The following is a 19,938-nucleotide window of genomic DNA, read 5'->3' as shown; positions in this document are numbered from 1 at the left end:
GGTTGGATTCAAAACTAAAGTATAAGTATGGCAGCGGGCAGCCGGGCAACAGGAGATGACTCCGGCTGCCGCGCCATACTTGTGTCTAAATAAACTATATGTAAAATGCGCCGTGCGCGCGAAGATTAGGCTTCGATGGTTTCCTCGCCTTTCTGCCAGTTGCAAGGGCAAAGTTCATCGGTTTGCAGCGCGTCGAGTACGCGCAGCACCTCGGCCACGTTGCGGCCCACGTTCAGGTCGTTCAGGCTCACCCAGCGGATGATGCCCTGCGGGTCCACGATGTAGGTGGCGCGGTAGGCCACTTTTTCCTCGGCCTGCAGAATGCCCAGCTCCTCCGCCAGCGACTTAGACGTGTCGGCCAGCATCGGGAAACGCAACTCGCGCAGGTCTTCGTGGTCACGGCGCCAGGCGGCGTGCACAAACTCCGAGTCAGTAGAGGCGCCGATCAGCACAGCGTCGCGGTCGCGGAACTCATCGTAGTTCTTGTTGAATTCGGCAATCTCGGTAGGGCACACGAACGTGAAATCCTTCGGCCACCAGAACATCACCATCCACTGGTCGTTGTGACGGTGCGTGTCGCTGGAGATTTCGTAAAATTCCTTGCCTTTTTCTATCGATACAACAGCTTGCTTCTTAAATTCCGGGAAAACCGAACCAACGGATAAAATTCTATTTTCAGTCATTTCTTTATTAATGAATAGTGAGTAATGGATAATGATTAATCAGTAATGGATAATGAGTAATGATGAAGTATGGCTGTCAGGTCAGCTCATACTTTCATTAAGTCTTATGTCCTGTGTCTTGAGTCTTATGTCTAGATTTTAGCTCAGGAAAGCCTTCAGCATCCAGAGCGTTTTCTCGTTCTCGTGGATGTCCTCGCTGATCAGGCTTACGGTGCCTTCGTCGCCGGTCTCAGCGGCCAGTTTCAGGATGTCGCGCTCCAGGTCCAGCAGGGTGCTCAGGTTCTGGTGCGTGGTGGTGACGGTCTCCTTGCCTTCGCTCAGGTTAGTGGCCTCCTTTATACTTGACAGGCGCAGGTACTCCGAGAAAGTATGGAGCGGCTGCTGGCCGATGGTCAGGATGCGCTCGGCAATGGCATCTATCCTGCCGAGGGCGGTGTTGTAGAGCTCCTCAAACTTGTCGTGCAGCTGGAAGAAGTACACGCCTTTGATGTTCCAGTGGAAGCCGCGCAGGTTCTGGTAGTATACATGATAGTTCGCCAGCAGCTCGTTCAGCTTTTCCGCCACCTGCTTGCTGTCTTCTTTCTGTAGTCCGATATTCGATAGTTTTTCCATGTTTTATACTTTGTGTTGTGTTTCGCTTTTATGTTGATACAAAGGTCATCTATATTAAAATATATATCAAATTGATTATACTTATACTTTGATAGGCAAAGTCTATAAGATATCTTTGCAAGGGGTAGAGCCCATGAAGTATGGATTATTCTTATCTTGAGAAATGACTTTAGTACAGTTAGAATACCTGGTGGCCGTGGATACGTATCGCCACTTTGCCACTGCCGCAGAGAATTGCTTTGTAACCCAGCCCACGCTAAGTATGCAGCTGCAGAAGCTGGAGGAGGAGCTGGGCGTGCAGCTGTTCGACCGTAGCCGCGTGCCCGTGCGGCCCACCGAACTGGGCAAGGAGATCATCGCACAGGCGCGCGTGGTGCTGGCCGAGAGCAAGAAGATACAGGAACTGGTGCAGAACCAGAAGCTGGAACTTAGCGGTGAGCTCCGCATCGGCGTTATCCCGACGCTGGCCCCATACCTGATCCCGCTGTTTATTACCAGCTTTCTGGAGAAACACCCGCAGGTACGCGTGGTGGTGCAGGAGCTGCTGACGGATGAGATCGTGGAGAAGCTGAACCACGAGTTGCTGGACGTGGGCCTGCTGGTAACGCCGCTGGCTACTAAAAGTATAAAGGAGCTGCCGCTGTTCTACGAGGCCTTTGTGGCTTATATCAACCCCAAACACCCGCTGGCGCAACAGTCCCGCATTGCCGCCGATGAGCTGGACCTGAGCTCGCTTTGGGTGCTGAACGAGGGCCACTGCTTCCGGAGCCAGGTGCTTAATATCTGCAACCGCGGCGGCAGCGCCGATCCGGGCAGCCACCTCGACTACAAGAGCGGATCACTGGAAACCCTGAGACGCATTGTGGAGACGCAGCACGGCCTGACCCTGCTGCCGGAGCTGTCGGTGCTGGAGATGCCGGAGGAGAAGCGAAAGCTGGTGCGCACGTTTGAGGAGCCGCAGCCGCTGCGCGAGGTGAGCCTGGTGGTGCACCGCAGCTTCCTGAAGAAAAAGCTGATCGAGGCCCTGCGCCAGGAGATCCTGAACTGTATTCCGGCAAGTATAAAAAACCGCGAGAAGGCAAAGGTGGTGGCCATAAAGTAAAGTTTATAGGGACAGGTCGCGACCTGTCCGAAGCTAACGAAGCCAGGCCATTTGCGCAACGCGGTGTTAAAATCACAGAGTCTAAAAGTATAAAACGATGCAAAAAGTAAGGTGGGGAATTATCGGTTGCGGCGACGTGACGGAAGTGAAAAGTGGTCCGGCCTTTAACAAGATCGAAAACTCTGAACTGGTGGCCGTGATGCGCCGCGATGGTGCCAAGGCACGCGACTATGCCGAGCGCCACGGCGTACCCAAATGGTATGACAAGGCCGAGGAACTGATACATGACCCGGAGGTAGACGCGGTATACATTGCCACGCCCCCCGACTCGCATGCGGCTTATACTTTGCAGGTGGCCGCCGCCGGCAAACCAGTGTATGTAGAGAAACCCATGGCGCTGAACCATGCGCAGTGTCAGGAGATGATTATGGCCTGTAAGCAGGCGGATGTGCCGCTTTTCGTGGCCTTTTACCGCCGTAGCCAGGCCCCCTTCCTAAAGGTAAAGGAGCTGCTGGAGCAAAAGGCGATTGGGGATGTCCGTTTTGTAAGTATAAAGCTATGCCAGCCGCTGCAGCCAAAAATGTACGGGGACGACCTGCCGTGGCGCGTGCAGCCGGAGATCTCGGGCGGAGGCCTGTTCCACGACCTGGCCCCGCACCAGCTCGATATCCTGGATTTTATACTTGGGCCAATCGTGTCGGCCTCCGGGCAAATAGCTAACCAGGCCGGCTTATACGATGCAGAGGATATGGTAACCGCGCAGTTCAGGTTCGAGAGCGGTGTGCTGGGCAGCGGCTTGTGGTGCTTCAGTGTGGCCGAACAGCAGCAGGCCGATCTTATAGAGATTGTCGGCAGCGCAGGCCGCATCACTTTCCCCACGTTTGCCCGCAAGCCCATACTTCTGGAGACAGCAGCTGGCACCGACGAGTTTCTGCTTCCGTTACCGCAGCACGTGCAGCAGCCCTTTATCCAGTCTATTGTGGAAGAGCTAACCGGTAAAGGGAAATGCCCCGGTTCTGCCGCCTCTGCCGCGCGCACGTCTTGGGTGATGGACCAGATGGTGGGGAGAAACTAAGAGACTTTGCTCGCCTCCTGCGAGTATTGCACAAACCACCTCACGTATGCAAGAAGAAAAGTTGAGCAGCGCTGACAGAAACAAAGTATGGCTCGAACTAAAGCAGATTCTAATAAGCAATGCGCTTGTTGGAATAGTCATGTTGCTTGTAACTGCAGCAGTAGTTTTATTCCTTTCAATGAAACAGCAGACACCCTTCATCATCTTATCTGCTGTTCTTGTGTCTGTTGCAGGGTTTATTGGGTTTCTTTACTACTCCACTAAAGATCATTTGAAAGACCTGGTAACTGGGGTAAAGTATACTTATAGAGCTCATGTAACAGCAAAGGAAGCCATAACCAATTGGGGATGGCACGGTAATCCTGCTGCTGATGCAACCTCACAGCCTCATTTAATCAAGTATACCTTGTCAGTTGATGACAAGAAATTAAATGTTAGGGAAGAGGTATATAACAGGTTTGATGTAGGGGATAAAGTATGGGTGCACATCACCCCAAACAGTAAGTTTATACTTGAGCTATGTAAAGCGCATCAGCAAGTATAAATCAAGCTACTCCAAAGGTCCTCGAGCGTGGACGCTCGCGCTATAACCAGCGAATTTAGCACGCTTGCCCTCGCTCGCCTCCGGCGAGTGTGCGTTATGGGGCGGCCTCTGGCCGCTTCAGGTTTTGAGGATACGTGGCGGGACGCCACCAGGTAGCTCACACTCGCCAGAGGCGAGCGAGGGTAGGATGGAGTAGGTTAGGCTGAGATTTGGAAGAATCGTCTTCTTAACGGGACAGTACGCTCTATCCCTGCTCCCCATACTTTATAATCCTGCCGAACCATAAACAAAAACGAGGCTGCCCGTTTAAGAGCAGCCTCGTTTTATACTTTAGACTATACTTTCTAAGTATGACTATGCGTTAATGCCGGCCTCTTGCAGGGCTTTAACCATCGCGTCGCCGATCTCGGCAGGAGACTCCACCACGTGGATGCCGTTCTCGCGCATGATCTTCATTTTAGCGGCAGCCGTATCGTCAGCACCACCCACGATAGCGCCCGCGTGGCCCATTCTGCGACCAGCCGGAGCCGTCTGGCCTGCGATGAAGCCAACCACCGGCTTCTTGTTGCCTGTTTCGCTGATGTACTGGGCAGCCATGGCCTCGTAGTTACCGCCAATTTCACCGATCATCACGATCGCATCCGTCTCAGGGTCTTCCATCAGCAACTGAACCGCGTCTTTGGTAGGCGTTCCGATGATCGGGTCACCACCGATACCGATAGCGGTAGAAATGCCCAGGCCAGCCTTCACGATCTGGTCAGCGGCCTCATATGTTAACGTACCGGACTTGGAAACGATACCGATGCGGCCTGGCTTGAACACGAAGCCCGGCATAATGCCAACCTTCGCCTCGCCTGGCGTGATCACACCCGGGCAGTTAGGTCCGATCAGCGTCACGTCTTTGCCTTTCAGGTAGTTTTTAGCGGCTACCATGTCTTTCACAGGAATACCCTCTGTAATGCACACGATAACTTTAATACCGGCAGCGGCGGCCTCCATAATGGCGTCGGCAGCGAAAGCCGGTGGAACGAAGATGATTGACACGTCGGCTCCTGTCTTCTTCACAGCCTCTTCCACTGTGTTGAAAACCGGCAGCTCCAGGTGGTTGTTGCCACCTTTGCCCGGAGTAACACCACCAACTACGTTTGTGCCGTACTCAATCATCTGTGATGCGTGGAAAGAGCCTTCCGAGCCGGTGAAGCCCTGCACAATCACTTTCGAATCTTTATTTACTAAAACACTCATGTGTATCTTATTTAGGTTGTGTATAGACGGTACTACGATAAGGTTGTGCAAAAATAGGCTTTTTTGCGGCGCTTGCAAAAAATAGTTACCCCTAATATAGGCTTTGCGCCGGAACCTCAGGCCCTTCTGCGGGGTTATCAAGTGGCGAGGCCCGGTGCCGCGGATGCGCGTTTTTTTCCGGGAGCCGCCGTGCCTGCCATTGCGTGTGCAGGGCAATGGTATGGCTTATTTTCTTTATATTTGCACCTAAATCCAAAAACAGAACAGATGGCATATCTGAATCATATTACCGAAGCGATCGGTAACACCCCGCTTGTAAAGCTCAACAACGTAACCGAAGGTATAAAAGGCACCGTGCTCGCTAAAGTAGAGTACGCCAACCCGGGCAACTCGGTTAAAGACCGCATGGCGATCAGAATGATCGAGGACGCGGAGAAGGCCGGTATCCTGAAACCAGGTGGCACCATCATCGAGGGAACCTCCGGTAACACGGGCATGGGACTGGCGCTGGTGGCCATCGCCAAAGGCTATAAGTGTATCTTTACCCTGTCGGATAAGCAGAGCAAGGAGAAGATGGACGTGCTGCGCGCTTTGGGCGCCGAGGTGGTGGTTTGCCCTACCAACGTGGCCCCCGACCATCCGGACTCCTACTACTCGGTGGCCAAGCGCCTGAACGAGGAGATCCCAAACTCTTTTTACCCCAACCAGTACGACAACATGTCGAACACGGCGGCGCACTACGAAACCACCGGCCCTGAGATCTGGGAGCAGACCGAGGGCAAAATTACGCACTGGGCTGCCGGCGTAGGCACGGGCGGCACCATCTCCGGCGTCTCCAAGTACCTGAAAGAGCAGAACCCGAACATCGTAACAGTGGGTATCGATACCTATGGCTCGGTGTTCAAGAAGTATAAAGAAACAGGCATTTTTGACGAGAACGAGATCTACGCCTACGCCACGGAAGGCATCGGCGAGGACATCCTGCCCAAGAACGTGGACTTCGACCTGATCGACACCTTTATTAAAGTAACCGATAAGGACGGTGCCGTGATGACGCGCCGCCTGGCCCGCGAGGAAGGCCTGTTTGTAGGCTGGTCGAGTGGCTCGGCGGTATATGGTGCGTTGGAGTACGCCAAGGAGCACCTGAAGGAGGGCGATGTGATGGTGGTGCTGCTGCCAGACCACGGCACCCGCTACCTGGGCAAGGTCTACAACGACGACTGGATGCGCCAGCAAGGCTACATTGACTAGATCTTTTTTAGCTAAAGTATAACGGAGGCCCGGCACTTTGCCGGGCCTTTGTATTTCCCTCATTAGGGCAACATCGGGCGCCTTTTAGAGTATAAGTCAAGCGTCGAGCATGGAAACTGGCTGTGTTGGTAAACAAACAGGCACTTAAAGCGCTTATCCTTTTGAAGCCAACCTTTTACCTAAGTATCAGGGGGTAAGGAAGGGAAGAGGCAGATAATTTGGGCGCTTTTAATTGTCCAGTTAATTAAAGTTTACATACATTTGCAATAGACCCGGGATTATTTCCCGGCCCCTGCGCTTACGAGTGAATAGAATACTATGAGAAAATTGTCAGGAATCTTACTTATTGATGACGACGACACGACCAATTTCCTGAACCAGCGGCTGCTCGACAGGATGGAGGTTGCAAAGCACATCCGTACTTTCGTGAACGGCAAGCAGGCATTCGATTACCTGTACAACGTGAGCAACAACAATTACGAGGAGGAAAGCGACGAGTACTTTAAGCCCGAGCTGATCTTCCTGGACATCAACATGCCGGTGATGGATGGTTTCGAGATGCTGGACCTCTACGAGCGCCTGAACCCCGAGTTCAGGCAGCGGATCATGATGGTGGTGCTGACTACCTCCACACACCCGCAGGACACCGCCAACTCACAGAAGTATAACGCCGAGTACCTCATCAAGCCCCTGACCGCCGAGAAGGTGAGCAACCTGCTGAAAAAGCATTTCGAGGGGAACAAGAAAGAAGCATAGCAAAGTACAAGTATAAAAAGAGGCGGGCGTTCCCTTGGGAGCGCCCGCCTCTTTTTATACTTTATACCTCACGTTGCGACGTTTGCGGAAGTATAAACTTAAACCTGGTCCCTGGCCATTTCGTCTGGCGCAAATCTTCAGGCTTGTGTCTTACTATCATGTCGAGTCTGTGACTTGACTGGCTTGGAAAGCCATACTTTATACTTCGGCTATACTTTAGTTTATACTTACACCCTCCCCGGCGCAAGCGTCCGCTTGTGCCTTTTTATACTTGCTGGTTTATACTTTATAATTGGGCCATACTTCCATAGCCGCCGCTTCCTTCCGCTTGACACAAGCTATCCTTTCTAGCTTCCGTTCATCCTCCAGACTTACATACCTACCGTTGTATTTCCTGCTTTGGTGCTCTCAAGCCCGAGAGGGCTCGTCTTCCCGCATCGCGCTGGGAGCTTTTCCTTTGCTCCTGCGTCGCAATGCCTCACTGGCGTTCGGCACCGGAAAAACTCGCATAGGCGCTCAACCCAAGGACTGGGTATCATTCGATAGCTGCGGCTTTAGCGATACAACAAGTATAAATCCCCCTCCCAGGAGGGGCAGGTTTATACTTTGTAGGGACAGGTCGCGACCTGTCCGCGCGAGGACAGCGCCTATGAAACTTATACTTTGGCAAAAGTAAATACAGGCTCCCCTCCTTGGATAAGGAGGGGCTGGGGTGGTTGGACCCGGTACTGCAGAACTCCCTCCCCTGTTCTGGGGGTAGGGGCCCTCTATAAAAGGGGAGGGTTGGGGAGGGGTGAAGCAGAGGGGGCAGATGTGGTTTTAAAGTAAACTTATACTTATACTTATACTTATAGCGGAACGCTACTGGCTGCCGCACACCCGTCAAAAGCGAGTGAGGGCATTACTTCTTTACAACCCTCCAGCTCTCAAACGCTCTAACTCCTAAACTCTAAACTTTCTCCGCCACCGGCACGAACTGGAACGTGTCGCCATCGAAAAGTCCCTGGTCGCTGAGCTTGAGCGAGGGGATAACGAGCAGGGCCATAAACGAGAGCGTCATGAAGGGCGAGGCCAGCGTGCTGCCCATTTCCTTGCTCATACGGTCTATGGCCGCGTAGGCCTCCGCCACCTTGTACCCGTCCTGGGCCGACATGATGCCGGCCACCGGCAGCGGCAGCAGTTGCTCCTCATTCTTCCGCACAGCAGCCACACCGCCCTTTGCCCCGATGATCAGATTCACAGCCCGGGCTATACTTTCGTCATCCACCCCCACAGCGATGATGTTGTGCGAGTCGTGGCCCACAGAGGAGGCGATGGCACCTTCTTTCAACCCCACATTCTTGATAAAGGCCACAGCCGGGAGGGCGTTCTGGTAGCGGTTCACCACGGCGATCTTGAGCACATCCTGCGCCACGTCCGAAAGTATAAATCCATTCTCCACGCGCGGCGTCGCCCATACTTGCCTGGTGATCAGCTGCCCGTCAAAGGCTTCAATCACCCGGATCTTGGTCGCGTCGCCAACCGGCACCTCAAACTGCTGCGCCACCTTCGCGTCCGTGTCAAAGTTGTTGATCTCCTCGCCCGGTGTGAAGGGTATGTTGGATCTGCCGTTCTCCGCCACCCGTTCGCCGTTGATGTAAGTAGCCAGCACGTTAAAGCTGTCTAGGTTGTCGATAAGTATAAAATCGGCTTCATCGCCCTCGCGCAACAGGCCTACCTCCAGTTTGTAATGCTCCACCGGGTTCACGCAGGCCGCCTGCAGCACCTGAAACAGATCGTTGCCCTTGGCCAGCGCACGTTTTACCAGCAGGTTGATGTGGCCCTCCACTAAGTTATCAGGGTGCTTATCGTCGGAGCAGAACATGGTGTTTTGATAGTGCTCCGGCAGCAAAGGGATCAGGGCTTCGAAGTTCTTCGCGGCGCTGCCCTCGCGGATGAGGATCTTCATGCCCACGGCCAGTTTGTCCAGGGCCTCCTCGGCCGTGAAGCACTCGTGGTCGGTGGTGATGCCGGCCGAGGCGTACAGCTTTGCCTGCTCGCCCCGCAGCCCGGGCGCGTGGCCGTCCACGGCTTTGCCATACTTTTGGGCCAGTTCGATCTTCTCCATCACCTGCGGGTTGCGGCTGAGCACGCCGGGCCAGTTCATCATCTCGGCCAGATACTTTACCTCCTCGCGCTGGAATAATTTCTCGATGTCGGCGGCCGTTATCTCTGCGCCGGCGGTTTCGAAAGGCGTGGCCGGAACACAGGACGGAGCGCCGAAGTAGAACTTAAATGGTACTTTTTTTCCGTTCTCGATCATGTACTCCACGCCCTTTATCCCCAGTACGTTGCCGATCTCGTGCGGGTCCGATACGGTGGCTACGGTACCATGCGGTACAGCCAGCCGCGCGAACTCGGATGGCACCAGCATAGAGCTCTCCACGTGCACGTGGGCATCCACAAATCCCGGCAGAATGTAATTGGTGCCGGAGGTGGCCTCACGAACTATTTTAGAAATGCGGCCGTTTGACACATGAACCGTGCCCTGGAAAATCTCCTGGTTGTGGATGTCGATGATGTGTCCGGAAACAGTATGATCAGTTTGCATGGGTTGTATCGATTAGAACTTAAATTTGCCCGCTGTTAGGTGGGCTTAAACCGGCAAATTACCTTATATTTGCATCAAATTCAGTCGCTTTGAGAAAGTTAATTTCCTATATCGTATTAGCGGGCTTCCTGGCCACCGGCACGCTGGCGGGCTGCTCCGGCAAAACCCCTCAGCAGAAAAAAACGGCTAAATACATGAAGAAAAGCAAAAGCGGCAACGTACCCTGCCCCTGCGACTCCAACTAATCCCTTTTTTTTGATTCCCCTGTTATGAAGAAAATCGTAATCGCGCTCGACGGATACTCCTCATGCGGCAAGAGCACCACGGCCAAACTTGTAGCTGCCGAACTTGGTTATGCTTATATAGATACCGGCGCCATGTACCGGGCGGTTACACTACACTTCCTGAACCATCATATTTCGCTTACCAACCCCAGGGAGATAAAAGAGGCGCTTCATGAGATAGAAATCGAGTTTCATTACAACCCAAAGACAAAACGCAACGAAGTATACCTGAACGGCCTGAACGTGGAGGATGAGATCCGTAAGATGTACATCTCCGACATGGTGAGCGAGGTGAGCGTGATACCGGAAGTGCGCCGCGCCATGGTGGCCCAGCAGCAGAAGATGGGGCGCAAGCGTGGGGTGGTGATGGATGGCCGCGATATCGGCACAGCCGTTTTCCCGGACGCGGAGGTGAAGATCTTTATGACCGCCGATGTGGATACCCGCACCAGGCGCCGCCAGGACGAGCTGCTGGCCAAGAAGCAACTGGTGAACTTTGACGAGATACGGGAAAACCTGCTGAAGCGCGACCACATCGACTCGACGCGCGCCGAGAGCCCGCTTCGCCAGGCGGAGGACGCGCACCTGCTCGACACCTCGCACATGACAATAGATGAGCAGGTGGAGTTTGTGATAGAACATGCAACAGCGCAGCTGCTCCGGAACGAGTATGCCGCGCAACAAAACTGATGCTAGAGAAATGAACGTAACCATAGACAAGAATTCCGGCTACTGCTTCGGCGTAGAGTTCGCCATCCAGATGGCCGAGGATGAGATGGAAACCTGCGACGAGCTATACTGCCTCGGCGACATTGTGCATAACAGCATGGAGGTGAAGCGCCTCTACCAAAAAGGGCTTCGGATCATAGACCGCGACCAGCTCAAGGAGCTGCGCGACTGCAAGGTGCTGATTCGTGCCCACGGCGAGCCGCCGGAAACCTATAAACTGGCCCTGGAGAATAACATTGAGCTGATTGATGCCTCCTGCCCGGTGGTGCTGAAGTTGCAGAACCGTGTAAAGCACGCCTTCGACTCGGGTAAGCCCAAGGATGCGCAGGTGGTGATCTACGGCCAGGTGGGGCACGCGGAGGTGATCGGCCTGGCGGGCCAGACCCGCGACGAGGCCATTATCGTAACCACGGAGGAGGACCTGGAGAAGATTGACTTCACGCGCCCGGTTACCCTTTTCAGCCAGACCACCAAGAGCACCAAGGGCTTTTACCATATCAAATCGCTGATTGAGGAACGCCTGCAGCAGGCCAACCAGGACAGCAAGATAGTGCCGGGCTTTGATGCCAACGACAGCATCTGCCGCCAGGTGTCGAACCGTGAGCCGCAGCTGGCCAGGTTCTCCACCGAGCACGACGTGATCGTGTTTGTAAGCGGCAAGAAAAGCTCCAACGGAAAGGCGCTATATAGCGTATGTAAGCAGCATAACCCCAACAGCTACTTTGTCGAGAACGAGGAGGAACTGCAGCGCGAGTGGTTTGACGCAGCCAGTAGCGTGGGTATTTGCGGGGCTACCTCCACGCCCATGTGGCTGATGGAGCAGGTAGCGGCCGGAATAAGCGCCTTTGAGGCAGAGCAGGTATAAATATTAGCAATTCACTATAAAAGCTTTTTGCTAATTTGGGCTTTGCTTCGGCAAAGCCTTTTTTATGCACAGAACAACATGAGAACCCTTATCCGCTATTTTTTAAATGGCCTCCTGATCATCGCCCCCATCGCCATCACCGTGTTCATCGTGGTGGGGATCATCGACTGGCTTGATAGTATCTTCGACCTGGGCATACCGGGCCTGGGCATTCTGCTGATGGTGCTGCTGCTGACGCTGGTGGGCTTTATCGGCTCGTCGTTTTTTGTGCGGCCTTTCCTGGTGGCCGTGGAGACGCTGGTGCACAAGGTGCCGCTGGTAAGCATCATCTACTCCAGTATAAAAGATCTGTTCGACGCCTTTGTGGGCGACAACCAGAAGTTTAACCGCCCCGTGATGGTGAAGATGTCCGAGGACTGCGAAAATCACAAGCTGGGCTTCGTGACGCAGGATGTGCTGCTGCAGCTGAACGTGGAAGACAAAGTGGCGGTATACTTTCCGCACTCCTACAATTTCTCCGGCGAGCTGTTCCTGGTGCCCAAACGAAATGTTACCTATATCGACCTGCCCAGCTCCGAGGTGATGAAGTTCATCGTCTCCGGCGGCGTATCGAAACTTTAGAAAGTTAGAAAGTTAGAAGGTTAAAAGGTTAGAAAGTTACAGGGGCTTAAGGGGCGATAAGTTGAAATCTCAAGTATAATGCATAGAGTATAAGACAGGAAGTATGAGCTGCGTAGTATGGGGAAGTATAAATCACAACTTTTCATCACTTTCTAACTTTTTAACCTTCTAACTTTCTAACTCCACTTGCCTTCCCTCATCCAGGATAAATCGAAGCTGCATTACCGTGTGATTGGGCACGGGCGCCGGGTTATGCTGGCCTTCCATGGCTACGGGCAGAGCAGCGGCTACTACCTGCCGATGGAGAAAGCGCTGGGCGGCGATTACACGATTTACGCTTTCGACCTGTTCTTTCATGGGCGCAGCCACCTGCACAAGCACGACATGCCGCTCACCAAGGAGTTTCTAAAGGGCTTTATTGAGCGTTTTCTGGAGGAGCGGGGGATAGAGGAGTTCTCACTGATGGGCTTTAGCATGGGCGGCAAGTTCGCCCTCACGCTGGTAGAGTGCATGCCCGAGCGCATCCGCGAACTTTTCCTCATCGCGCCGGATGGCATCAAGACGAGCTTCTGGTACAACATTGCCACCTACCCCGGCTGGCTGCAGCAGCTCTTTAAGCGCACTGTGGTAAAGCCGGAGTTCTTTTTTGGGATGCTCCGGGTGCTGCATAAGTATAACCTGGTGCACAAGAGCCTGATCCGCTTCGCCCACTACCAGATGGACAGCATGCCCAAGCGCCTGCGCGTGTACCGTAGCTGGATCGGCTTCCGCGACCTGAATTTCGACATCCGCCAAATCGTGCAGCTGCTCAACAAGTATAACGTGCCGGTCATCATGTTCCTGGGCGAGTATGACGAAATCATCTCCCCCAAGCGGGTGGCTGTGTTTATGGATGCCCTGCACAACGGCGAGCTGGTGGTCCTTAAAACAGGCCATTCGCACCTGCTGCAGGAGGTGGCGGAGCTGCTGCACAAAAAGCGCACCTCAGACTCAGACTAAAGTATACTTACAAGTATAACAACGCTTCTCCTGGCGCAAACGTCCGATTGTGTTCTTCTTGTTCAGAGCTCTTCGGAAAGGCGCAGCGGGGGCAGCAGGTAATAGCGGCCGTCGAGGCGGGCGGTGGTGAAATGCACCTGGAACGGCAGGCCCGAACTTGAGTTCAGGTGCAGCTGCGCCGGGAAAATGACTGCGTTGCGGGTAGGAGGCGTATCGGCGACGATGGTTTCCTTGATGGATGTTGTGGGCCAGTCCACCTCCAGCGTCGCGCCATCCTGCATCACCTGCCCGAAATCCTGCTGGAAATCCAGCTGCAAATCGGTGGGGGAGTAGAGCAGGAGCGATTCCCGAACCGGGGCGGTGCCGAGCTGCATCAATTTGTCATATACCCGCTTATCAACCAAGTGCCGGCGCAGCAGTTCCGGGTTGTTGGTCTGCAGCGCCTGGTGCAGCAGCAGTGCCAGGGTTTCCAGGTTTTCGGTGCCAGCCTGCTGGTTATGCTCCTGCCGCTGTACTTCCAGCGAGTCCGGGTCCTGTGCCGCGACGGGCGTGACCGTTATCAGAGCCCCTGCTATCATCCCGAAAAATATTTTATACTTCCCCATTTACCTGCCCTGCCGGATGCTTAAACATTGTGCCTTTACAGGAGTATACGTACCGTGAGCGTTGCCTGGCCTGTGCCACAGCGTGTAAATCCTCTGAATAAAACCTGCTATACATGAAAAAAACACTACGCCTGCTTTGCCTCGGCCTCGCCCTGAGTGCTGTAAGTATGAGTTGCGACTCTGACAACGGAACCAACGAAACTGCCAAAACAGGGCCAACCGAAAATGAACAAGCCGATGACGAAGGTGGCGGTATAAGCCTGCCCACCGGGCCTATCGACAAAGACCTGGAGCGCATTAAGCTGCCCGAGGGCTTTCGGATCGACTTTTACGCAAAGGATGTGGACAATGCCCGCTCCATGGTGATGAGCGAGTCGGGGATTCTGTTTGTGGGCACGCGCGGCAACGACAAAGTATACGCCGTGGTGGATGAGAACAAGGACGGCAAGGCCGACGAGGTAGTGGTGGTGGCCTCGGGGCTGAACGTGCCGAACGGCGTGGCGCTCCATAACGGCGAGTTATACGTGGCCGAGATCAGCCGCGTGATCAAATTCCCCAACATCGAGCAGACCTTCCGAAGCAAGCCAAAGTATGAGGTAGTGAGCGATGCGTTCCCGACCGACACGCACCACGGCTGGAAGTACATTGCCTTTGGCCCCGATGATAAGCTGTACGTGCCGGTGGGTGCGCCCTGCAACATCTGCAAGTCCGAAAAGCCGATCTATGCCTCCATCACGCGCATGAACCCCGACGGCTCTGCCCTGGAAGTATATGCCGAGGGCGTGCGCAACACCGTGGGCTTCGACTGGCACCCGGAGACAAAGCATTTATACTTTACCGACAATGGGCGCGACATGATGGGCGATAACCTGCCACCCGACGAGTTGAACCGCGCCACCGAAAAAGGCCAGCACTTTGGCTACCCCTACTGCCACGCCGGCACCATCTCCGACCCTGAGTTCGGCAGCCAGGCCAACTGCGCCGATTTTGTGGCGCCCGTGCAGAACCTGAGCCCGCATGGCGCGGCGCTGGGCATGAAGTTTTACACCGGCAACATGTTCCCACAAGAGTACAAGAACCGCATTTTTATAGCCGAGCACGGCTCCTGGAACCGCTCTAAAAAAATTGGCTACCGTGTGATGCAGACAACAATGGACGGCAACGGCAAGGTAACCGGCTACGAGCCCTTCGCCGAGGGCTGGCTGGAGGGCGAGGACGACTGGGGCCGCCCGGTGGATGTGCTGGTGATGAAAGACGCTCGCTGCTGGTGTCGGATGACAAGCAGGGGGCAATTTACCGGATCACGTACGCGAAGTAACCCCACCCCAGCCCTTTTATAGAGGGCCCCTACCCCCAGAACAGGGGAGGGAGTTTTGCAGTACCGGGTCCAACCACCCCTACCCCTCCTTAGCCAAGGAGGGGAGCCTGCAGTTACTTTGGCTGAAGTATACGTTTCATAGTCAAAGTATAAACACCCCTATAGTCCCCTCAAGGGGACACTTTGGTTCCTGTTGTATAGCAGAAGCTATCGAACTGATCCCAGTCCTTGGGTTGAGCGCCTTGTGAGATTCCGGTGCCCGTAAGGGCATTGCGACCGAAGGGTAGCAAAGGAAGGGAACACAGCGCGATGCCAAAGGACGAGCCCTCTCGGGCTTGAGAGCACCAAAGCCAGAGATGGAACGGTAGGCTTGTGGGAACTAGAGGGTCAGCGGTGGTTTGGAAAAGTTAGCTTGGATCAAGTTGCAGGAAGCAGCGGCTCATGGAAGTATGGCCGAAGTATAAAAGTATAAACCTGTGAGCCAGTCGGGTTGCAAACCCAACGCCATAGTAGGACACGGGTTGCAAACTCGCGCCAGCAGAAGTATGAGCAAAGCAGGAAAGGCACAAGCGGACGCTTGCGCCAGCAGAAGTATAAAAGTAAAGCAGCAAGTATAAATTATGACTTTCTAAGCCAGTCAAGTTCCAGACACAACCTCTTACTAAGCCACAAGTATAAAGAGCTGCGCCAGCGGAGGGAGGGGGTAAAATCAGGAGTATAAAGTATAAAACAGCTGCTGCCGTGAACCAAAAAGCCGGTATTATACTTTGTTTAATTTCATAAGGGGTAGTGCATAAGTCGTGATTATCGCACTATCTTTAACCGCTGATGAGAGAGGAAAAACACAACAAACCCAAGCCGGAAAAAAAGCTGATCGGGCGGCGCGAGCTGGTCTCCTTCCCGGGCCTTGATATCGAGGAGATAGAAGCCAAGGTAGACACCGGCGCCTATACTTCCGCCATCCACTGCTCCGATATCCATGAGGAGGTGCGCCCGGATGGCACCAAAGTCATCGCCCTGGACCTGCTGGACCCCTCGCATCCGCAGTACAACCACAAAAAGCTGGAGTTTACCGAGTACGACCTGCGCGAGATAAAAAGCTCGATAGGGGAGCGGCAGGAGCGCTACGTGATCCGTACCAGGATCAAGATTTTTGAGGAGGAGATCGAGGCTGAGTTCTCGCTCTCCGACCGCAGCGACATGAAATACCCCGTGCTGATAGGCAGGAAACTGCTGCAGGGCCGCTTCACGGTGGATGTAGCCAAGAAGTACCTGGCCCACAAGTATAAGATCAAACACAAACAGAAATAAAGAGCATTTATGAAAATTGCTATTCTCTCCCGCAACCCAAAGCTATACTCTACCCGCCGTTTGGTGGAGGCAGCAGAACAGCGGGGGCACCAGGCCGTTGTTCTGGACCACCTGCGCTGCGACCTGGTGATAGAGCAGGGTGATCCGCACATCCTCTACAAAGGCGAGCGCCTGACCGATGTGGATGCCATTATCCCGCGCATCGGGGCCTCGGTTACCTTTTACGGCACGGCCGTGGTGCGCCAGTTTGAGATGATGAAAGTGAAGAGCGCGGTGGATTCCCAAGCCATCGTGCGCTCCCGCGACAAGCTCCGCTCGATGCAGATACTGGGCCGCGCCGGCCTGGGCCTGCCCAAGACAGCCTTTACCAATTACTCCAAGGAAACCTCAGGACTGGTGAAGGAAGTGGGCGGCGCGCCGCTGGTAATCAAGTTGCTGGAGGGCACTCAAGGGCTGGGTGTGGTGCTGGCCGAGACGCGCAAGGCCGCTGAGTCCGTAATCGAGGCGTTCCATAACCTGAAGGCACGCATTATCGTGCAGGAATTCATCTCCGAGGCCGGAGGCGCCGACATCCGTGCCTTTATCGTGAACGGGGAGGTAGTGGGGGCCATGAAGCGCCAGGGCAAGGAGGGCGAGTTCCGCTCCAACCTGCACCGCGGGGGCAAGGCCCAGCTCATCCGGTTGAGCCGGCAGGAGAAGGCCGCCGCCCTACTAGCTGCCAAGTCGCTGGGCCTTAGCATCGCCGGCGTGGACATGCTGCAGTCCAAGCGCGGGCCGCTTATTCTGGAGGTAAACTCCTCGCCCGGGCTGGAGGGCATCGAGAAGGCCACCAGCAAAGACATCGCCGGTAAGATCATAGAGTACGTGGAGAAGCTGCCCGTGAAGCGATCCAAGAAGAAAGTGAGCGAGTAGCATGCCCGAGACAATTGTTATCAACGGTAGAAGTATAGACCGTGGCGAGAAGGTGCTCACCAAGCTGGTGATCAGTAAACTGCCCAGCGGCACCGTTATCGAGATCCCTGTGTATGTATTCCGCTCGGTGCACGACGGGCCGGTGGTGCTGCTGATGGCCGGCATGCACGGCGACGAGGTGAACGGCACCGAGATTATCCGGCGCATGCTCACCAAAAAGATGCTCTACCCGCTCAAGGGCACCATCATCGCTGTGCCGGTGCTCAACATCTACGGTTTCCTGAACTTCTCGCGGGAGGTGCCGGATGGCAAGGATGTGAACCGCAGCTTCCCGGGCAACCGCGACGGCTCGCTGGCCAGCCGCGTGGCGCACCGCTTCATGAAGGAGGTGATGCCGTACGTGGATTATGGCCTCGATTTCCATACCGGAGGCCGCAGCCGCGCCAACTACCCGCAGGTGCGCTGCGTGCTCAGCGACCACCGGAACCGGGAGCTGGCCGATGCCTTTGCCCCGCCGTTCATCATGAACGCGTCGTACCGCCAGGGCTCTTTGCGCAAGGAAGCCGGGAAACAGGGCAAATCTATATTGGTGTACGAGACTGGCGAGAGCCTGCGCTTCGACGAGAAAGGCATAAAAATTGGCATTGAGGGCTCCTGCCGGGTGCTGCACCACCTGGGCATGACGGCCAGTTGCGCAGAGCCCACAGAGCCAACCGTGGTCTGCATGAAGGACATTTGGCTACGGGCCAAGAACGCCGGCCTTTGGCGCACTTTTATCAACATCGGCGATTACGTGAAGAAGGGCCAGCACATCGGAAGTATAACCGATCCCTACGGCGAGATGGAAGTACGCCTGAATGCCCCTGCAACCGGGCACGTAGTAGGCCTGAACAACATGCCGGTGGTAAACCAAGGCGATGCGCTGTTACATATAGCGTATTAGTCTGAGCGAATTAAGAGGAATGAAAGAGGAGGTAGCCACATTTGGCTGCCTCCTCTCTTTGTATATAATATAGGATTGCTATATTTGAACTTATCTGTTTTATCTGATTCGATTGCCTGATAATCAAATCACATAGAAGCTAAAAACTAAACGTAATGCTGATGTTGGAGAAAATCAAAAACTATAAAATCAATCCTCCTTTGCTCGTGATTGCAGCAGCGCTTGTTGTCGTATTCTATGCAGGGCTGATGGTAGGAGAGTCAATAGGAGAGCTTATTTATAATGTAACACATTAAAACAGCAAGTATAAAAACGGCCCCGCTAAAGTATAGGGGGCCGTTTCTGTTTCGATCATACTTCTATTCTATACCCAGCGCTTCCGCTCACTGAAGTGGTTACAGCCAAACTGGGCGCCGGTTATCATCTCGAACTGCCTTGGCTTCAGGTCGGTTGAGGCCTCGTGCACCAGCGGCAGCAAGTAAGACGGCTCCAGCGCATGCTGTCCGGTCAGTTCATCGCATACCCCAAATTCGTTGCTTTGTAGCTGTACTTTATTGGAGTCCTGCTCCCAGTGGGTGCAGTGGTTACATGTTGCTTCCATAGGTTTATCAGTTTGTTTATACTACAGCTATACTTTCGTTAAGCAGCGCATGTTTGCGGCAGACGCGTGTTTCAATGAAATTTAGAATCAGACTAAAAAAGGAAGTATACCTTACTTGCGGCGCTGATAAATAAAGAGGCCCCGCTATGTGTTAGCGGGGCCTCCTTTATACTTTGCTTCCTGCTTCAGGAATTAAAACGCATAGCGCACGTGCAGGGCTGTGTCCCAGAAGCCGCCGCCGCGCGGAATGTTGATGTATGGCTTGATATCAGCACCGATGGTAAACGGGATGTCGCGGATGTAGTACTCCAGGCCTAGGATGCCGTCGATACCCACACCTACCACGTCGTCATGGTAATGGTCGTGGCCGCGGTCGTAATAGTGGCGGCCTTCCCAGAAGCCGACGTGGCTCCCGATACCATAGTACCACTGCAGGCCGGCAGCGTTAAAAGCCGGTGCGTGCTTCTCGTACAGCACGGTCAGTGCGGTGCCGCGGTACTTAAAGCTGGTGCTCAGGATGCCCTCAATAGCGGCATCACTCTTAATAAAGTGCTTTACCGTAAGGCCGGATGCAGCGCCACCTCTAAGGCCTATACCTGTGGAGTAACCACTCTGGGCTTGTGCGCCCATGGCGGCGAAAAGTACAAATGCCAGTGCAAATGTCAGTGTTTTTAGGATTCTCATTGCTTTAAAAGTTGAATTTTGTCGCGTGCCAAGGCAGGGTCAGGTGCCATGGCTGCCGCGAAATTACAACTTCTAACGAGCTTTAAAACTGTTTTTGTATGGTAGGGCTACATTTTACCTTCTTGCAATAAGTTTAACCGGGGGAAGTCGGTGTGCTTCTTCAAATCGGTGTAGTAATATACTTTTAAAGTATTATATTTCTATATTC

General features: G+C 54.1%; 21 protein-coding genes and 1 pseudogene. 15 read left to right on the top strand and 7 right to left on the bottom strand.

The window, feature by feature from the left end; all coding sequences use genetic code 11:
- Nucleotides 1–125 precede the first annotated feature (125 nt).
- Both A3841_RS01065 and A3841_RS01060 read right to left on the bottom strand, forming a co-directional pair.
- Nucleotides 126–683 carry a peroxiredoxin gene (locus A3841_RS01065; protein ID WP_073850435.1) on the bottom strand — a complete coding sequence of 186 codons (558 nt, stop codon included), beginning with the start codon at nucleotides 681–683 and terminating at the stop codon, nucleotides 126–128.
- Between the two features lie 138 nt (nucleotides 684–821).
- Nucleotides 822–1,295: a Dps family protein gene (locus A3841_RS01060; protein ID WP_073850434.1), complete on the bottom strand. Its 474-nt coding sequence runs from the start codon at nucleotides 1,293–1,295 to the stop codon at nucleotides 822–824.
- Between the two features lie 163 nt (nucleotides 1,296–1,458).
- Here A3841_RS01060 and A3841_RS01055 point away from each other — a divergent pair, with 163 nt between their 5' ends.
- From A3841_RS01055 to A3841_RS01045, 3 genes are all read left to right on the top strand, one after another.
- Entirely contained in the window at nucleotides 1,459–2,397 is a 939-nt protein-coding gene (locus tag A3841_RS01055) for a hydrogen peroxide-inducible genes activator (protein WP_073850433.1), read from the top strand.
- Between the two features lie 97 nt (nucleotides 2,398–2,494).
- Complete coding sequence (locus tag A3841_RS01050) at nucleotides 2,495–3,472, top strand: Gfo/Idh/MocA family protein (RefSeq protein WP_073850432.1); 978 nt, start codon at nucleotides 2,495–2,497, stop codon at nucleotides 3,470–3,472.
- Between the two features lie 46 nt (nucleotides 3,473–3,518).
- Nucleotides 3,519–4,016 (top strand): hypothetical protein, encoded by a 498-nt coding sequence (locus tag A3841_RS01045; RefSeq protein WP_073850431.1) that lies wholly within the window; start codon nucleotides 3,519–3,521, stop codon nucleotides 4,014–4,016.
- A 354-nt stretch (nucleotides 4,017–4,370) separates the two neighbouring features.
- Here A3841_RS01045 and sucD read toward each other — a convergent pair whose 3' ends face one another.
- Nucleotides 4,371–5,261, bottom strand: a complete 891-nt coding sequence (sucD, locus tag A3841_RS01040) for a succinate--CoA ligase subunit alpha (RefSeq protein ID WP_073850660.1) — start codon at nucleotides 5,259–5,261, stop codon at nucleotides 4,371–4,373.
- Between the two features lie 267 nt (nucleotides 5,262–5,528).
- On the opposite strand from sucD, the pseudogene A3841_RS01035 reads away from it, so the two are divergent.
- Together A3841_RS01035 and A3841_RS01030 are read left to right on the top strand one after the other, a co-directional pair.
- Nucleotides 5,529–6,509 (top strand): annotated as a pseudogene (locus tag A3841_RS01035) (PLP-dependent cysteine synthase family protein); the annotation flags it as partial.
- Between the two features lie 321 nt (nucleotides 6,510–6,830).
- Complete coding sequence (locus A3841_RS01030) at nucleotides 6,831–7,268, top strand: response regulator (protein WP_073850429.1); 438 nt, start codon at nucleotides 6,831–6,833, stop codon at nucleotides 7,266–7,268.
- A gap of 949 nt (nucleotides 7,269–8,217) precedes the next feature.
- On the opposite strand, the gene ade is transcribed toward A3841_RS01030, so the two are convergent.
- Nucleotides 8,218–9,858 carry an adenine deaminase gene (gene ade, locus A3841_RS01025; protein WP_073850428.1) on the bottom strand — a complete coding sequence of 547 codons (1,641 nt, stop codon included), beginning with the start codon at nucleotides 9,856–9,858 and terminating at the stop codon, nucleotides 8,218–8,220.
- Nucleotides 9,859–9,947: 89 nt separating this feature from the next.
- Between ade and A3841_RS20150 the strand changes: the two genes are divergently transcribed.
- The 5 genes from A3841_RS20150 (at nucleotide 9,948) to A3841_RS01005 (ending at nucleotide 13,356) form a co-directional block, all read left to right on the top strand.
- Complete coding sequence (locus A3841_RS20150; protein WP_170866121.1) at nucleotides 9,948–10,103, top strand: hypothetical protein; 156 nt, start codon at nucleotides 9,948–9,950, stop codon at nucleotides 10,101–10,103.
- Between the two features lie 24 nt (nucleotides 10,104–10,127).
- Entirely contained in the window at nucleotides 10,128–10,832 is a 705-nt protein-coding gene (gene cmk / locus A3841_RS01020; protein ID WP_073850427.1) for a (d)CMP kinase, read from the top strand.
- A 10-nt stretch (nucleotides 10,833–10,842) separates the two neighbouring features.
- A complete protein-coding gene (locus A3841_RS01015; protein WP_073850426.1) occupies nucleotides 10,843–11,736 on the top strand; it encodes a 4-hydroxy-3-methylbut-2-enyl diphosphate reductase in 894 nt (297 codons plus the stop codon).
- 78 nt (nucleotides 11,737–11,814) lie between these two features.
- A complete protein-coding gene (locus A3841_RS01010) occupies nucleotides 11,815–12,357 on the top strand; it encodes a DUF502 domain-containing protein (RefSeq protein ID WP_073850659.1) in 543 nt (180 codons plus the stop codon).
- 186 nt (nucleotides 12,358–12,543) lie between these two features.
- Nucleotides 12,544–13,356, top strand: a complete 813-nt coding sequence (locus tag A3841_RS01005; protein ID WP_073850425.1) for an alpha/beta fold hydrolase — start codon at nucleotides 12,544–12,546, stop codon at nucleotides 13,354–13,356.
- Nucleotides 13,357–13,418: 62 nt separating this feature from the next.
- On the opposite strand, the gene A3841_RS01000 is transcribed toward A3841_RS01005, so the two are convergent.
- Complete coding sequence (locus A3841_RS01000; protein WP_139307848.1) at nucleotides 13,419–13,934, bottom strand: hypothetical protein; 516 nt, start codon at nucleotides 13,932–13,934, stop codon at nucleotides 13,419–13,421.
- A 140-nt stretch (nucleotides 13,935–14,074) separates the two neighbouring features.
- Here A3841_RS01000 and A3841_RS00995 point away from each other — a divergent pair, with 140 nt between their 5' ends.
- The 5 genes from A3841_RS00995 to A3841_RS20670 all read left to right on the top strand — a co-directional run bounded on the left by A3841_RS00995 (nucleotide 14,075) and on the right by A3841_RS20670 (nucleotide 18,741).
- Nucleotides 14,075–15,301 (top strand): PQQ-dependent sugar dehydrogenase, encoded by a 1,227-nt coding sequence (locus A3841_RS00995; protein ID WP_073850423.1) that lies wholly within the window; start codon nucleotides 14,075–14,077, stop codon nucleotides 15,299–15,301.
- Between the two features lie 806 nt (nucleotides 15,302–16,107).
- Nucleotides 16,108–16,590: an ATP-dependent zinc protease family protein gene (locus tag A3841_RS00990; RefSeq protein ID WP_073850422.1), complete on the top strand. Its 483-nt coding sequence runs from the start codon at nucleotides 16,108–16,110 to the stop codon at nucleotides 16,588–16,590.
- Nucleotides 16,591–16,599: 9 nt separating this feature from the next.
- Nucleotides 16,600–17,502, top strand: a complete 903-nt coding sequence (gene rimK, locus A3841_RS00985) for a 30S ribosomal protein S6--L-glutamate ligase (RefSeq protein ID WP_073850421.1) — start codon at nucleotides 16,600–16,602, stop codon at nucleotides 17,500–17,502.
- 1 nt (nucleotide 17,503) lies between these two features.
- Nucleotides 17,504–18,445 carry a succinylglutamate desuccinylase/aspartoacylase family protein gene (locus tag A3841_RS00980; RefSeq protein ID WP_073850420.1) on the top strand — a complete coding sequence of 314 codons (942 nt, stop codon included), beginning with the start codon at nucleotides 17,504–17,506 and terminating at the stop codon, nucleotides 18,443–18,445.
- Between the two features lie 161 nt (nucleotides 18,446–18,606).
- Entirely contained in the window at nucleotides 18,607–18,741 is a 135-nt protein-coding gene (locus tag A3841_RS20670) for a hypothetical protein (RefSeq protein WP_262502537.1), read from the top strand.
- A 68-nt stretch (nucleotides 18,742–18,809) separates the two neighbouring features.
- Here the strand turns inward: A3841_RS20670 and A3841_RS00975 are convergent, their stop codons facing one another.
- Nucleotides 18,810–19,046, bottom strand: a complete 237-nt coding sequence (locus A3841_RS00975; protein WP_073850419.1) for a hypothetical protein — start codon at nucleotides 19,044–19,046, stop codon at nucleotides 18,810–18,812.
- A gap of 192 nt (nucleotides 19,047–19,238) precedes the next feature.
- Nucleotides 19,239–19,730, bottom strand: coding sequence for a hypothetical protein (locus A3841_RS00970; RefSeq protein WP_073850418.1), 492 nt, complete (start codon nucleotides 19,728–19,730; stop codon nucleotides 19,239–19,241).
- Nucleotides 19,731–19,938 lie beyond the last annotated feature (208 nt).

Source organism: Pontibacter flavimaris (assembly GCF_001907195.1).
Lineage (GTDB): Bacteria > Bacteroidota > Bacteroidia > Cytophagales > Hymenobacteraceae > Pontibacter > Pontibacter flavimaris.
Note: the sequence above shows the minus strand (reverse complement) of the source record. Positions and strands in the feature narration are given on the sequence as shown.

Coding starts and splice junctions, on each gene's coding strand:
- A3841_RS01045 (WP_073850431.1), top strand. CDS start 3,519: ATGCAAGAAGAAAAGTTGAGCAGCGCTGACAGAAACAAAGTATGGCTC.
- A3841_RS01010 (WP_073850659.1), top strand. CDS start 11,815: ATGAGAACCCTTATCCGCTATTTTTTAAATGGCCTCCTGATCATCGCC.
- A3841_RS00975 (WP_073850419.1), bottom strand. CDS start 19,046: ATGGAAGCAACATGTAACCACTGCACCCACTGGGAGCAGGACTCCAAT.
- A3841_RS20670 (WP_262502537.1), top strand. CDS start 18,607: ATGTTGGAGAAAATCAAAAACTATAAAATCAATCCTCCTTTGCTCGTG.
- ade (WP_073850428.1), bottom strand. CDS start 9,858: ATGCAAACTGATCATACTGTTTCCGGACACATCATCGACATCCACAAC.
- sucD (WP_073850660.1), bottom strand. CDS start 5,261: ATGAGTGTTTTAGTAAATAAAGATTCGAAAGTGATTGTGCAGGGCTTC.
- A3841_RS00995 (WP_073850423.1), top strand. CDS start 14,075: ATGAAAAAAACACTACGCCTGCTTTGCCTCGGCCTCGCCCTGAGTGCT.
- A3841_RS01065 (WP_073850435.1), bottom strand. CDS start 683: ATGACTGAAAATAGAATTTTATCCGTTGGTTCGGTTTTCCCGGAATTT.
- A3841_RS01060 (WP_073850434.1), bottom strand. CDS start 1,295: ATGGAAAAACTATCGAATATCGGACTACAGAAAGAAGACAGCAAGCAG.
- A3841_RS00980 (WP_073850420.1), top strand. CDS start 17,504: ATGCCCGAGACAATTGTTATCAACGGTAGAAGTATAGACCGTGGCGAG.
- A3841_RS00970 (WP_073850418.1), bottom strand. CDS start 19,730: ATGAGAATCCTAAAAACACTGACATTTGCACTGGCATTTGTACTTTTC.
- A3841_RS01055 (WP_073850433.1), top strand. CDS start 1,459: ATGACTTTAGTACAGTTAGAATACCTGGTGGCCGTGGATACGTATCGC.
- A3841_RS01030 (WP_073850429.1), top strand. CDS start 6,831: ATGAGAAAATTGTCAGGAATCTTACTTATTGATGACGACGACACGACC.
- rimK (WP_073850421.1), top strand. CDS start 16,600: ATGAAAATTGCTATTCTCTCCCGCAACCCAAAGCTATACTCTACCCGC.
- A3841_RS01050 (WP_073850432.1), top strand. CDS start 2,495: ATGCAAAAAGTAAGGTGGGGAATTATCGGTTGCGGCGACGTGACGGAA.
- A3841_RS01015 (WP_073850426.1), top strand. CDS start 10,843: ATGAACGTAACCATAGACAAGAATTCCGGCTACTGCTTCGGCGTAGAG.
- A3841_RS01000 (WP_139307848.1), bottom strand. CDS start 13,934: ATGATAGCAGGGGCTCTGATAACGGTCACGCCCGTCGCGGCACAGGAC.
- cmk (WP_073850427.1), top strand. CDS start 10,128: ATGAAGAAAATCGTAATCGCGCTCGACGGATACTCCTCATGCGGCAAG.
- A3841_RS00990 (WP_073850422.1), top strand. CDS start 16,108: ATGAGAGAGGAAAAACACAACAAACCCAAGCCGGAAAAAAAGCTGATC.